Raw genomic sequence first — 13,269 nt, 5'->3', positions numbered from 1 at the left:
AATGGATATTTTGTTGCTATTCGTTATGGTGGTTGGCTTTATGCTAATTGGTGTGCCAATCGCCGTTTCGCTGGGTTTGTCCAGTATGCTATTTTTGATGATGCATTCAGATGCGTCATTGGCATCCGTCGCTCAAACACTTTTTAATGCCTTTGCTGGGCACTACACTCTACTTGCGATCCCATTCTTTATTCTTGCTTCAAGCTTTATGTCGACGGGTGGTGTGGCGAAACGAATCATTCGTTTTGCAATCGCTATGGTGGGTTGGTTCCGCGGTGGTCTTGCTATGGCATCCGTTGTGGCGTGTATGATGTTTGCGGCACTGTCTGGCTCTTCGCCAGCAACTGTGGTTGCGATTGGTAGTATCGTTATCGCAGGTATGGTTCGCAATGGTTACTCGAAAGAGTTTGCTTCTGGTGTTATTTGTAACGCGGGTACATTGGGGATTTTGATCCCGCCATCAATCGTAATGGTGGTGTACGCGGCGGCAACGGACGTATCGGTTGGTCGCATGTTCCTAGGTGGCGTGATTCCAGGCTTGCTTGCTGGTGTGATGTTAATGATAGCTATCTACATCGCAGCACGCGTTAAGAACCTTCCTAAACAACCCTTTGTCGGTTGGGGCGAAATGTTTGCTTCCGCCAAAGACGCAAGCTGGGGTTTGCTGCTGGTGGTTATCATTCTTGGTGGTATTTACGGCGGTGTATTTACACCGACAGAGGCAGCAGCCGTTGCGGCGGTTTACTCATTCTTTATCGCTAACTTTGTCTATAAAGACATGGGGCCATTTGCTGATAAACAAAATACCAAGCCAGCGATTGTGAAAATCTTCCAAGCCTTTGTACACAAAGATACTAAACATACCTTGTATGAAGCGGGTAAGCTGACGATTATGCTGCTGTTTATCATTGCTAATGCTCTGATTCTAAAGCATGTGCTTACCGAAGAGCGCATTCCGCAAATGATCACTGAATCGATGCTATCGGCAGGCTTAGGACCAATTACTTTCCTTATCGTAGTTAACGTGTTGTTGCTTATTGGTGGTCAGTTCATGGAGCCATCAGGGCTGCTGATCATTGTCGCACCGCTGGTTTTCCCAATTGCAATTGCGCTTGGTATCGACCCAATTCACTTGGGTATCATGATGGTAGTGAATATGGAGATTGGCATGATAACGCCGCCGGTTGGTCTCAACTTGTTTGTGACTGCCGGGGTAGCGAAGATGTCGATGATGCAGGTAGTAAAAGCGGCGCTGCCGTGGGTTGGTGTGATGTTCCTCTTCCTCATCATAGTCACTTACGTGCCTTGGGTATCCACTTGGTTACCAACCACCTTGATGGGACCAGAAATTATTACCAAGTAATTCGACGATAGGTGAGGGGGTTAAATCTCCTCATCTATCGATTTTGATTGCGGGTTACGTGGGTCATGCCCCTTTCTTCTCTCATAAAATCGCCATTTCACATGGCGATTTTTTCTTCGGTCTTTTCCTGAGCGACACTCGGTTTGGTACACACCATCAATCAGCGCGGTATCAATAATCACTTTGATTTTGGTCTTCTCACCCATAGCTTTTCACTCCCTGAGAGCTATTTCCTATCTAATAGTATGGGTGAGGCAGGGAGATTCGCCAATTCGATCAAGATGTTAATCAGACAAATACTCAAACACGAGAATATTTGAGTGAGGCAAAACAAAAAGGTTTGCTGAAGGGTGTCAGCAAACCTCTCTATTGGCAGTAAGCCAATAGTTAATTGGCAATGACGAGTGGGTGTCCTAATTGTGGATGAGGGATAATGGAAACTTTGTGGCAATACACTTGTTCAATAATCTCCTGCTGCAAAGCAATTTCAGGCGTAGCATCAATCGCAACGCTACCTTGATTAAGGATCACCAGTCGATCGGCATATTGTGCCGCAAGGTTTAGGTCATGAAGCACGGCAACTACAGTTGCGCCTTGTTCTGCTAAGGACTTAGCCAAAGCAAGTGTGGTGTGCTGATGGTGTAAATCTAACGCAGAGGTAGGCTCATCTAACAAGATAGTAGTGTTATTTTGGCTTTGCTCCAGTTGAGTTAACACTCGAGCCAGATGTACCCTTTGTTTTTCACCACCTGATAGCGTTGGGTAATAGCGCTGTGCTAAATGTGTGACATCGGTTTTAAGCATGTTTGCCTTGACGACATTTTTGATTTCGCTATTTGTCATGCTAAGACCAATAGCACCCAGTTCGACCACTTCTTGCGCGGTAAAGTTAAATGACAAACTGCTGTGTTGTGGCAACACGCCTAAATGACGCGCCAATGCGGGTGCTGACCAAAGACAGCGTTCTTGTCCATAAAGTTTAATATTTCCTTGGTGTTCGATCTCATTGGTGATGGCTTTTAGCAGAGTACTTTTACCCGTGCCATTGGGACCCAATAAAGCGGTAAACTCACTACGATGTAAGCAGAGATCGATATTGCGTAAGATTGGCTTATTCGCAATTTGAACTGTCAGTTGTTGTACTTCGACGCTAACATTGCCGTTGTAATCTGCGAGTGAGATTTGGTGCTGATTTGATTGGCTAGAGAGTAGAGAAAACATGGTCAGACGCGCCCCTTTTGTTTGATTAACAACCAAAGAAAGAAGGGCGTACCAATTAATGCGGTCACGATGCCTACCGGCATATCGAGTGGTGCAACCACCGTTCTCGCTAACATGTCGGCAAACAAGAGTAATAAGGCTCCGAGTAACATGCTCACGGGCAGCAGTGACTTGTAGTTAGGACCAATTATCATACGGGCTAGATGGGGAACAATTAGACCCACAAAACCAATAATGCCAGCCAGTGATACGGTGATACCAACCCCAGTTGCGGCTAACACAATTAGACGTCGTTTCACCCTCTGTACATTAATGCCCATATGTCTTGCTTCTGCTTCGCCGAGTAACATGGCATTGAGTTTGTCAGCGTCGCGTTGGTAGCAAACAAACAAAATAAATAGGGTAGTGAAAGCCAGCACAATACCTTGCAAATTAGCCCCTGCGAGTGAGCCCATAGTCCATAAAGAAAGGTCTCGCAGAGCTTGGTCATCAGCAAAATAATTGAGCAGTCCCAGCCCCGCGTTAGCGGCTGCAGAGATAGCAATGCCAGCGAGCAACATCATGGTAACTGAGGTACCATTTTGATCAGTGCCGAGACGGTAGACAATAAATGTTACGACGACGCCACCAAGACAAGCGAAAAGAGGCACGGTGCCAATTAGCATCAGTGTAGGGTAATGAGTGGCTAACCCTCCGAGCAGGACAATCGCAATCGCCGCCCCGAGTGATGCTCCAGATGACACTCCAATGATGCCGGGATCAGCAAGAGGATTGCGGAATAATCCTTGTAACACTGCCCCACAAAGCGCCAAGATAGCACCTACAGAAATGGCGAGTAAGGTGCGTGGAATTCGAACCTGTTGGATAATCATTGCAATATGAGTCGGAGTGTCGACACTACTGATTGGTAACATGGATTTGATGCTATCCGTGAAGCTGATATCCATAGGACCAACCGTTATCGAGGCAACGGTTGTTAAGTAAAGCGCTATGGACGAAATAATGCATAGCGTCTTTGTTGAAAGTGATCTCGAACTGTTCATCAAAAGGCACTGCGTTTTAGTTGGTGTGACTGAATTCTTGGTAGAGCTGGTCAGCTAACTCTAGGCTCTCGATACCAAGCCCTCCAATAATGGCACTGCCTTGTACCGCAATGATTTGATTATTTGTTGCAGCTGGCGTGGCAACAAGCAGCGGGTATTCTTGCAAGATACCTTGTTTACCTCCCAGCTTACCCCAGTCTCGGTTACTCACTAAGATGTACTCAGGTTGCATTTCAACGATGGCTTCTTGCGAAAGTGGCTTATAAGACGTCATTGAGCTTTTAGCTGGATTACTGCCTCCGGCGAGCTCAATGATGACATCAATCGTGGTCTCATCACCCGCCACCGTCGCTGATCGACCTTTACTGAGCATGGTAAAGATGACTTTTGGTGCCCTTTGGATCTCTCGCTGTTGCATACTCTCCAGTTTGGCTTTTAGTGACGCTTTGAGTTCGGCTGCTTTAGTTTGTGTGGCGGTAATTTTAGCGACAGCGTCAATACGATTGAACAGGTCTTGTTCAGTATCACCAGATGGCACAGTTTCCACTTTCACGCCGCCATTTTTGAGCAATGTTAGCGTTGCCTCTGGTCCCATTTCATGTGAGCCAATCAGGTGTGTAGGTGAGAGCGCCATCAAGCCTTCAGGAGATAATCTGCGGTGATAGCCGACCACGGGTAGATCACCCTCAGTATTAAAGTGCTTACTGGTAAGGTCGAGTGCCACTAACTGATCTTTTGCACCCAATGCGACCAATAGTTCGGTAATACTGGACCCTGCACTGATAATTCGGTTTTCATTGGTTTGAGCATGAGTAGATGTCGCGCTGACCGTAATCAACATCGCTAACAGGAGAGTGAGGTTTTTCATAGTTGTTGTTCCATAAACAAGATCGATCGCTGCATATCTTTGCGAGAGAGAGTTAAAGCAGCGATCTGTATTCCACTGTTGGTTACAAAAGCTACGGTGTAATGAGTGAGCTAATGTGATGGTTTGAATGGATTAAAAACCGGTTGAGGCGAACACAATGATTGGTGCCAGCTGCCCCTTTTCAATAAATGCTATGTTCCAGATTTACAATAAGATAACGCTTTAAAACCATTCAAATAATAATGATATGAAATATCATTTGCATTATCATATCTTTTGTATAACATAATTTCCACCATTACTATTTACAAAAATATGATTCTAAGTTGCGAATAACAGGAAGAATTTCAGTTACGAAAATGAACAGCAGCGAATGAAAGCAAATCCAGCCGCATTTGCTACAGTTGAATTAAATCGCTGTTAGTTGCCTTTATCGGGATCTCAGTGGAATTAAAAAACAACAAAGAAAACAGGAGAGAGTATGTATACCTCTTGCTCTGAAAGGGAAGTACAAACGTTAGTCGACACGGCTCTTGCTAATGATGATTCGGTGCCTATTTCTGAAATGGCAAAGCAACTGAAACTGAGTGAGGGCGAAATCACATTTGCCTTACCTCATGTGATGCTGACATGTATTGGCGGTGAGCACGCTCAAAGCATTCTTGATCAGATACCTGCATGGGGTAGTGTCACGACTATCGTTCACTCATGTGGTTCTATTTTTGAGACTAAAGCGCCTTTTCCTCGCGGTAAGGTCGCTCATGGGTATTACAACCTAATGGGACGTGAGAGTGAATTGCATGGTCATTTACGCTTAGATGTCATTACGAAAATCGCGTTTGTCAGTAAGCCTTTTAGAGGTAAAGAGAGTCACTATATTGGCTTTTTTACTCAAGAAGGGGAGTGTGCTTTCAAAATCTACTTGGGACGCGACAAGCAGCGCCAGCTGATCCCGCAACAAATTGAAGCATTTAAGCAAATGAAACAGGAGTTTTCCGCATGAATTTAGAAAGTCAGTCGACTGAAATCGATCAGCAACAAAGAGAGGATGTTCGTCGTGAACGGTTACAGAACCGTTTGGAACCAGAGATCCAAGAATTTCGCGATAGCAGAAAAACGTTACAGCTAGCCACGATCAGTGAGCAAGGCATACCTAACGCTACTTACGCGCCTTTTGCGTTTGATAAGCGAGGCTATTACATCCTTGTGAGTGACATTGCCGCGCATGGGAAGAACTTAAAAACAAACCGTAACGTTTCGATTCTTATGATCGAAGATGAGAATGAAAGTAAGCAGATTTACGCGCGTAAACGACTGACTTTTGACACCAAAGCTGAGCTAGTCGAAAAGCAAACCGGTGACTGGCACGAAGGGGTGCATGCACTGAGAGAGCGTTTTGGCGAAATCATTGACAACCTCAGTCAGCTTGGGGATTTCAATCTATATCGCTTGGTTCCAGATTCAGGTCGCTATGTAAAGGGATTTGGTCAAGCATTTGAAGTATCAGGGAATGACCTTTTGGATTTTGTACATTTAACCGAAGGGCATATTCAGCCACAAAAATAAATGAGTAATGTCTAGAGCAATGGAAGCCTCAAAAGACCTGAAAACACAAATATAAGACTCATTCAGGTCATTCACCTTTAAATGGAATAAAAAATGTTAAAGCAAACGCCTTTAGCTCTAGCTATTGCTGGGCTTTTGTCTGCGCCAATTTATGCAGATGACTCTTCATTGCAAGAAACGGTTGTTGTTACCGCCACTCGTACCAATACCCAAGTGATTGATACCGCAGCTTCAGTCACGGTGATTACTGATGAGACGATTGAGCGCGATATGATCACCAGTTTGGATGACCTATTTAAATATACTCCAGGTGTGACTGTCGAAAGTAACGGTCGTCAAGGAGTGCAAAACATCAATATTCGCGGAATTGATGGCAATCGGATTAAAGTGCTAGTGGATGGCGTTGCCCAAGGCAACCAGTTTGAATCAGGCGGCACTTTTGTTAATTCATCGCGAGTAGAAGTGGATACTGACTTACTTAAGTCCGTGGAGATTGTTAAAGGGGCGGCATCATCTTTACAAGGTTCTGATGCGATAGGTGGTATTGTCGCATTCGAAACCAAAGATCCTGCCGACTTTTTACAAGGAAAAGATTTCGGCGGCCATACCAAGTTCAATTACTCATCTAAAGACAATACCTTCAGTGAATCTGTTGCGTTAGCAAATCAGGTTGGTGACCTTGAAACGCTAGTAGCATATACCCGTCGTGATGGTAGTGAGCTGGAGAATTTTGGCGATTTGGATCAACAGGATACAGAGGCGAATAACCTATTAGTGAAGTTGCAGTACCAACTCAACGATGCTCATCGTGTAGAGTTTAACGGTAATTATCTAAAAAACACCGATAAAGCTGATCAAGCTTATTCTGGATACAGCAACGGGACGTCTGAGGATGTCACGGAACAATATCAAGTAGGTATTAAACACATTTGGGATGTTCATGCCTCATTAGCTGACTCGGTGGTGTGGCAATTAGATTATTTAAGCAAAGATGAGAATGGGGTTACCCATCGCACTAAAGATAGTGATTCTAATCGTCAACGCAAAGACTATATCTATAACGATGAAGGTTATCAGTTTGACCTACAGATTGATAAAGAGTTTAGTTTAGGTAATACCGAACACTACGTAGTTTATGGTGGTTCTTTCCAAGACAAAGATATTGAAAACATCAATAAAGAGTACAATAGCGTTGGTGCTGATAAGGAAATTTTCTATATCCCTAGCGCATCCGAGCGCCGTTACGGCATTTTTCTTCAAGACCAAATTTCAATCGGTAACCTAACAGTCACGCCAGGTGTTCGTTATGATTGGTTTGAAACCGATCCTGGTGATACAAGTGATAACCCGAGCAATAATGATGCAAGCGAATATAAGAAATTTAGTGATTCAGCCTTTACCGCTCGTCTTGGTGCTGTGTATCGTTTAAGCCAAGAACATCGATTATTTGCTCAAGTGAGCCAAGGTTTCCGTGCTCCAGATTTCAAAGAGTTGTTCTACTCGTATGGAAATCCAATAATGAGCTATTACAGTAAGCCCAATCCAGATTTGAAAGCTGAAGAAAGTATCTCCTATGAGTTAGGCTGGCGTCATAATACAGATCGCTCTGACACTGAAATTGCGGTTTTCTACAGTGATTACGACAACTTCATTACTAGCGAAACTACTGGGCAATTCATGAACCCGATGAATCCGGCGATTGTGCAGTACAACAATATTGAATCCGCCAAGATTAAGGGTATCGAGTTTTCCAACCAATTGTCATGGGATGGCTTTATGCCCATCGAAGGCTTTAGCTCTCGATTGGCAGCCGCTTATACCGAAGGTGAAGATGGTGATGGCGAACCACTCAATGATGTGAATCCGTGGAATGCTATCGTTGGAGTGAACTTTGACTCGACAGACAATTGGGGCACATCATTGAACTTAAGCTATACCGCAGCTAAGAAGCAAGACGATATCGCCGAGGGTGAGCGAGGCGCGCAAATTCAACCCATTTCAAGCGCTACGGTGGTTGATTTAACCGCCTACTACAAACCAATTAAAGATCTAACACTTCGAGCTGGTGTCTTTAACCTCACGGATAAAGAATACTACAACTGGAATGACGTTAAAGGCGAAACGGTCGAGAACAAAGATCTGACTCAAGCTGGTCGAAACTGGGCTGTGACCGTCAAATATGACTTTTAAATAAATGTATTTGTTTGAGTTACCGAAGGGCACGCACAGTGCCCTTTTTTATGTCACCATTTATTCTTTAAAATCCCGTTTATCAAGCTCATATTTTTGCATTTTGTCGTAGAGGGTTTTTCTCGCCACTTGCAGCTGTTGCATCGTCTCGTTGATGCGCCCTTCATTTGCGGTTAACGCCTGCTCGATCAGCATTTTTTCAAATTCAGCCACTTGCTCTGACAGCGGCTGAATAGCCTTGTCGTGCTGGGGGGGATGAGAAAATTCACCCAATTTCCCGAGCAACACAAATCGCTCAGCGCAATTGCGCAGTTCACGCACATTGCCTGGCCAATCATGGCTTATTAAGCTTTGTAAATCGGCGTTAGGGATAGAGGCGGCGTCTTTGCCATAACGCGCAGCGGCAACCAGTAAAAAATGGTGGAATAGCGCGGGGATATCTTCTTTTCGATGACGTAGAGCGGGTAAATCGAGGGTGACCACGTTGAGGCGATAGTAAAGGTCTTGGCGAAAATCGCCTTCAACAGCGGCTTGGTTGAGATCCACTTTAGTTGCGGCGATTACGCGGATATCGATGGGAATAAGTTGGTTTGATCCTACCCGTTCAATGACACGTTCTTGAAGCACACGTAGCAAGCGGATCTGAGCTTGCATCGGCATCGACTCAATTTCATCTAAAAATAGCGTGCCGCCATTGGCGTGTTCAAATTTACCCACGCGCTGGCTGTCTGCACCGGTAAATGCGCCTTTTTCGTGCCCATATAACTCACTTTCAATTAAGTTTTCTGGTACTGCGCCACAGTTAATGGCGACAAAGTTACTATCACGACGCGAACTCTGTTCGTGTATTGAGCGAGCAACCAGTTCTTTACCTGTGCCTGTTTCACCAAATAACAAAATGTCTGCGTTGGTGTCGGCTATATGTGAAATAGTTTCACGGAGTTGTTGGATTTGGTTGGTTTCACCAATAATACGCGGACCAAGGGTTTGACTGGCTTTGAGACTGCGTTTTAGCGCATGATTCTCGAGCGTGAGGTTGCGTTTATCTATTGCGCGTCGGGTTGTATCAATCAATCTGTCTATGGCGAAGGGCTTTTCAATGAAATCATAGGCGCCTTTGTGTAATGCGTTGACTGCCATTTCGATGTCACCATGCCCGGTGATCAAGATAACCGGTATATCCTCATCTTGATGTAAGACACTGGTGAGCAGATTTTCACCGGATATACCGGGTAAACAGATATCGCTAATCACGACTTTAGGGAGTCCAGATTGCTTGATGGCGATAAGCGCAGTTTCTGCGTCGGCAAAGAAACGCGCTGAGATATCTTCAAGCTCAAAGCTCTGTTCAATTGCAATGCGAATATCGCTTTCGTCATCGATAAAGAATACGTCTTCCATTACTGATCCTTAAACTGCAAGGTGATAGTAAATCGCGCGCCGCCGAGTGGCGATTCACTTATAGTTAATTGCCCATCCATGGCTTGAAGTATCTGCTGAGAGATAGAAAGCCCTAAGCCCAGTCCATTTTTCTTGGTGGTATAGAAAGGCTCAAACAACTTTTCGCGTTGTGCTGCGGGGATACCTTCTCCGCTATCATCGACATGAATCATGACGAGAGATGGTTGTAACTCAACCGTGAGCTGTATTTCTCGCGTTGGTTGTTCGCTCACGGCTTGAATCGCATTACTGAGTAGGTTAACCATCACTTGCTCAAGCTGAATTGGGTTGACGATGACATGAATTGGCGTATCGGGCATTGAGATCGTCAACGTCGCTTGCTGTGATTTTATCTGCGGCGCAATAAGTTCTTTTACCGACGTGATCATAGGTGCCAAGGCGAGTTTTTGCTTTTCTTGAGTATCGGATTTACGCGTAAATGACTTCAGCTGTTCGCTAATTTTTGCCATGCGCTCAGTTAATGCAGATATTCGCGCAAGGTTTTCATCGACGCGATCTGTCTGCTGCTTGGCAAGGAAGCGTCTGCCGTTGTCAGCAAAGCTACGAATGGCCGCCAGTGGGTTGTTGAGTTCATGGCTAATACTTGCTGACATCTGCCCGAGTACCGCGAGTTTTGCCGCTTGGATCAGCTCATTTTGCGTTTGTCTTAGTGCCTGTTCAGTCTTGCTTCTTTCGTTGATTTCAGCATGTAACTCGGCAGTACGCTCCATTACGAGGAATTCGAGTTTTTGCTTGGCTTCAGATTGAATTTGGGTCAATTGCCGTTGTTTTAGTTGCGATTGATGGGCCAATTGAATTGAAAGAAATAGGATGGCAAACAGTAGGACGAGTACCAGAAGGAAACTAAATGTTGACCATAAAATGGTGTGTTTTGGCGTTAAAACGCGAATGGTTAACTGTAAGTCTTCTAGGTGCCGAGAGGTCACAATAAAGTCACCTTGACCACCCACTTTACGCAAATTGGTCAGTTCCGATTGGGCGCTTTCTAAGTCACCGCGCAGACCAAGTGATCGAATGTCAGTATCGAGAAATTGACGACTGCGCAGCACTTGCTGGCGAACCTCTGGCGACAAGTCGGCAAGACTGTGAAATAACCATTTGTGGTTGCTTGACATGAAAATGATGTTGTTCGGATCGGTAGCAACAAAAAAGTTGGTTTCACTTTGCCAATTATCCTCGATCGCAGAGAGATCCATTTTAATCACGATTACGCCGATGATTTCTGCCGCATACACCACCGGATAACTGTAATAATAGCCTCGCTGACCAGAGGTTGAACCGAGCGCAAAATACTGGCTTTTCTCTCCTTGCACAGCTTGAGAGAAATAAGGACGCCAGGCAAAATTTCGCCCGACAAAGCTGCGTTGAATGTTCCAATTGCTCGCCGCAATAGTGGTGCCTTGTGCGTCGAGTAGGTAAGTGTCTGCGGCATTTATGACTTGGTTAACGTCTGCAAGATAACGGTTAGTAATGTCTATTTGAGCCGAGTTATTGGGGTTGAGTACCGCGGAGATAACTTCGCGGTCTTGGGCAAGGAGACGGGGTAAATGGTCATATTTATCAAGCTTTGTGATGATATGACTTGAGAAACGTTCTAGCTGCGCTTGATGTTGATCGAGTTGGTTCTGATAGCTGCTATTCCACACCCAGCGCCCACCAAGGATTGCACATAACATAAACAACGCCAGCAAATAGAGAAAAGTGCGTCGGTTAAGCTGCATAAGGCATCCTTAGTCAAAAATAGAGTGTTCTAGACTAGCGTTTTTTGTTACTAAGGTGTTGTGGCAGGTTATCAAATTGGGCAGGAAAACCGGACTTAGATCTCCTTTTATTACTTGAATTAAAAAAAACGCTAGTTTCTCTTGAAAAACACATTAATGTCCCCATTTCTGACACGGTTAGCGATGATGAATGCTCAAATATGTAGCATTCAGTTGAGAATTTAGGATATTGAGGGATGTAAGCAGGGGTTCGGCTCGACACTGGTTGTCAAGGTCGTTAGAATGCTGCGTCTAAATCTATGTCCTGAGACTAATCGGAGATACCTTTCACCGTTTTATAACGAGAAAAAGATATCGCTAATTAGTTCGATTGCCTCAAAGTAGGTGGTCGATGCTCGAAATTAATAGGTGCTCTTAGAGTACAAACAAGGATGCAGTTACCAAGCCAAGCTTAGGTAACTCATACGCTCAGCCATGCTGAGCCAGTATTGAGGTTAATGAAGAATGCAAGTTACTGTTGAAACGCTAGAAGGCCTAGAGCGCCGTCTAAACATTACTGTTCCAGCTGCAAACATCGAAGACGCTGTAACAGCTGAACTACGCAACATCGCTAAAAACCGTCGTTTCGATGGTTTCCGTAAAGGCAAAGCGCCTCTAAAAATGGTTGCGCAGATGTACGGTAAAGCAGTACGTCAAGACGTGATGGGTGAAGTTATGCAACGTCACTTCATCGAAGCGATCGTTAAAGAAAAAATCAACCCAGCAGGCGCACCTACTTTTGCTCCAGTAGCAACTAAAGAAGGTGAAGATCTAGTGTTCACTGCGACTTTCGAAGTGTACCCAGAGATCGAACTTAAAGGTCTTGAGAACATCGCTGTAGAAAAACCACAAGCAGAAGTTAAAGATGCTGACGTTGAAGAGATGATCGAAACTCTACGTAAGCAACAAGCTACTTGGACTGAAGTTGAAGAAGCTGCAGAAGCTGGTAAGCGTGCAACGATCGATTTCGTTGGTTCTATCGACGGTGAAGAGTTCGAAGGCGGTAAAGCTGAGAACTTCCCACTAGAAATGGGCGCAGGTCGCATGATCCCAGGTTTCGAAGACGGTATCGAAGGTAAAACTAAAGGTATGGAATTCGAAATCGACGTAACTTTCCCAGAAGATTACCACGCTGAAAACCTAAAAGGTAAAGCAGCTAAGTTCTCTATCAAAGTGAACAAAGTTGAAGCACGTGAACTTCCTGAACTGAACGACGAATTCGTTGCTAAGTTTGGTGTTGTTGAAGGTGGCGTTGACGCTCTTAAAGCTGAAGTTCGTAAGAACATGGAGCGTGAACTTAAGCAAGCTGTTAAGAACCGCATCAAAGAGCAAGCTATCGACGGTCTAGTTAACGAAAACAACATCGACGTACCAGCTGCACTTATCGACCAAGAAATCAACGTTCTTCGTCAACAAGCTGCTCAACGCTTCGGTGGCAACCCAGAAGCTGCTGCTCAGCTTCCACGTGAGCTATTCGAAGAGCAAGCTAAACGTCGCGTAGTTATTGGTCTTCTTCTAGGTGAAGTGATCAAGACTGAAGAGCTAAAAGCTGACGACGCTAAAGTTAAGTCTCTAATCGAAGAGATGGCGACTGCTTACGAAGATCCATCAGAAGTTGTTGCTTACTACGAGCAAAACGAGCAAATGATGAACAACATGCGCAATATCGCTCTAGAAGAGCAAGCAATTGACGCAATCATCGCTAAAGCTCAGGTTTCTGAGAAAGAAGTTGGTTTCAGCGAGCTAATGAACCAACCTGCTTAATAAGCAATATCTTGCGTAGAAAAGTTGACTAAG

Annotated in this window: 11 protein-coding genes; 5 read left to right on the top strand and 6 right to left on the bottom strand. The window is 44.8% G+C overall.

Annotation, left to right across the window (positions count from 1 at the left end; translation table 11 throughout):
• Nucleotide 1: 1 nt before the first annotated feature.
• Nucleotides 2-1,363, top strand: coding sequence for a TRAP transporter large permease (locus GZN30_RS08270; protein ID WP_075649230.1), 1,362 nt, complete (start codon nt 2-4; stop codon nt 1,361-1,363).
• Nucleotides 1,364-1,383: 20 nt separating this feature from the next.
• Here the strand turns inward: GZN30_RS08270 and GZN30_RS08265 are convergent, their stop codons facing one another.
• The 4 genes from GZN30_RS08265 to GZN30_RS08250 all read right to left on the bottom strand — a co-directional run bounded on the left by GZN30_RS08265 (nt 1,384) and on the right by GZN30_RS08250 (nt 4,495).
• Nucleotides 1,384-1,569, bottom strand: coding sequence for a hypothetical protein (locus GZN30_RS08265; protein WP_075649229.1), 186 nt, complete (start codon nt 1,567-1,569; stop codon nt 1,384-1,386).
• Between the two features lie 181 nt (nt 1,570-1,750).
• Nucleotides 1,751-2,584 (bottom strand): heme ABC transporter ATP-binding protein, encoded by an 834-nt coding sequence (locus GZN30_RS08260; protein WP_075649228.1) that lies wholly within the window; start codon nt 2,582-2,584, stop codon nt 1,751-1,753.
• Nucleotides 2,585-2,586: 2 nt separating this feature from the next.
• On the bottom strand, nt 2,587-3,627 hold the full coding sequence (locus tag GZN30_RS08255; protein ID WP_075649227.1) for a FecCD family ABC transporter permease: 1,041 nt from the start codon (nt 3,625-3,627) through the stop codon (nt 2,587-2,589).
• A 16-nt stretch (nt 3,628-3,643) separates the two neighbouring features.
• Nucleotides 3,644-4,495, bottom strand: coding sequence for a heme/hemin ABC transporter substrate-binding protein (locus tag GZN30_RS08250; RefSeq protein WP_075649226.1), 852 nt, complete (start codon nt 4,493-4,495; stop codon nt 3,644-3,646).
• Nucleotides 4,496-4,976: 481 nt separating this feature from the next.
• Between GZN30_RS08250 and hutX the strand changes: the two genes are divergently transcribed.
• The 3 genes from hutX to GZN30_RS08235 all read left to right on the top strand — a co-directional run bounded on the left by hutX (nt 4,977) and on the right by GZN30_RS08235 (nt 8,251).
• Nucleotides 4,977-5,498 carry a heme utilization cystosolic carrier protein HutX gene (gene hutX / locus GZN30_RS08245; RefSeq protein ID WP_075651301.1) on the top strand — a complete coding sequence of 174 codons (522 nt, stop codon included), beginning with the start codon at nt 4,977-4,979 and terminating at the stop codon, nt 5,496-5,498.
• The gene (gene hutZ, locus GZN30_RS08240) at nt 5,495-6,061 is read left to right on the top strand and encodes a heme utilization protein HutZ (protein WP_075651303.1); all 567 of its coding nucleotides are present in this window, start codon (nt 5,495-5,497) and stop codon (nt 6,059-6,061) included. The genes hutX and hutZ overlap by 4 nt, the downstream gene beginning before the upstream one ends.
• Nucleotides 6,062-6,154: 93 nt before the next feature.
• Nucleotides 6,155-8,251 carry a TonB-dependent hemoglobin/transferrin/lactoferrin family receptor gene (locus GZN30_RS08235; protein WP_075651305.1) on the top strand — a complete coding sequence of 699 codons (2,097 nt, stop codon included), beginning with the start codon at nt 6,155-6,157 and terminating at the stop codon, nt 8,249-8,251.
• A 60-nt stretch (nt 8,252-8,311) separates the two neighbouring features.
• Here the strand turns inward: GZN30_RS08235 and GZN30_RS08230 are convergent, their stop codons facing one another.
• Nucleotides 8,312-9,652, bottom strand: a complete 1,341-nt coding sequence (locus tag GZN30_RS08230; RefSeq protein WP_075651307.1) for a sigma-54-dependent transcriptional regulator — start codon at nt 9,650-9,652, stop codon at nt 8,312-8,314.
• Nucleotides 9,652-11,433: a sensor histidine kinase gene (locus GZN30_RS08225; RefSeq protein WP_075651309.1), complete on the bottom strand. Its 1,782-nt coding sequence runs from the start codon at nt 11,431-11,433 to the stop codon at nt 9,652-9,654. Before GZN30_RS08225 ends, GZN30_RS08230 begins: the two co-directional genes overlap by 1 nt.
• 504 nt (nt 11,434-11,937) lie before the next feature.
• Here GZN30_RS08225 and tig point away from each other — a divergent pair.
• Nucleotides 11,938-13,236, top strand: coding sequence for a trigger factor (tig, locus tag GZN30_RS08220; protein WP_075651311.1), 1,299 nt, complete (start codon nt 11,938-11,940; stop codon nt 13,234-13,236).
• Nucleotides 13,237-13,269: the final 33 nt, after the last annotated feature.

The sequence above is a fragment of the Vibrio ponticus genome (assembly GCF_009938225.1).
In the GTDB taxonomy this organism is placed as follows: Bacteria; Pseudomonadota; Gammaproteobacteria; order Enterobacterales; family Vibrionaceae; genus Vibrio; species Vibrio ponticus.
The sequence above is the reverse complement of the archived record's forward strand: the minus strand, read 5'-3'. Positions and strand labels throughout refer to the sequence as shown.

Coding starts and splice junctions, on each gene's coding strand:
- GZN30_RS08235 (WP_075651305.1), top strand. CDS start 6,155: ATGTTAAAGCAAACGCCTTTAGCTCTAGCTATTGCTGGGCTTTTGTCT.
- GZN30_RS08250 (WP_075649226.1), bottom strand. CDS start 4,495: ATGAAAAACCTCACTCTCCTGTTAGCGATGTTGATTACGGTCAGCGCG.
- hutZ (WP_075651303.1), top strand. CDS start 5,495: ATGAATTTAGAAAGTCAGTCGACTGAAATCGATCAGCAACAAAGAGAG.
- tig (WP_075651311.1), top strand. CDS start 11,938: ATGCAAGTTACTGTTGAAACGCTAGAAGGCCTAGAGCGCCGTCTAAAC.
- GZN30_RS08230 (WP_075651307.1), bottom strand. CDS start 9,652: ATGGAAGACGTATTCTTTATCGATGACGAAAGCGATATTCGCATTGCA.
- GZN30_RS08270 (WP_075649230.1), top strand. CDS start 2: ATGGATATTTTGTTGCTATTCGTTATGGTGGTTGGCTTTATGCTAATT.
- GZN30_RS08265 (WP_075649229.1), bottom strand. CDS start 1,569: ATGGGTGAGAAGACCAAAATCAAAGTGATTATTGATACCGCGCTGATT.
- GZN30_RS08225 (WP_075651309.1), bottom strand. CDS start 11,433: ATGCAGCTTAACCGACGCACTTTTCTCTATTTGCTGGCGTTGTTTATG.
- GZN30_RS08255 (WP_075649227.1), bottom strand. CDS start 3,627: ATGAACAGTTCGAGATCACTTTCAACAAAGACGCTATGCATTATTTCG.
- hutX (WP_075651301.1), top strand. CDS start 4,977: ATGTATACCTCTTGCTCTGAAAGGGAAGTACAAACGTTAGTCGACACG.
- GZN30_RS08260 (WP_075649228.1), bottom strand. CDS start 2,584: ATGTTTTCTCTACTCTCTAGCCAATCAAATCAGCACCAAATCTCACTC.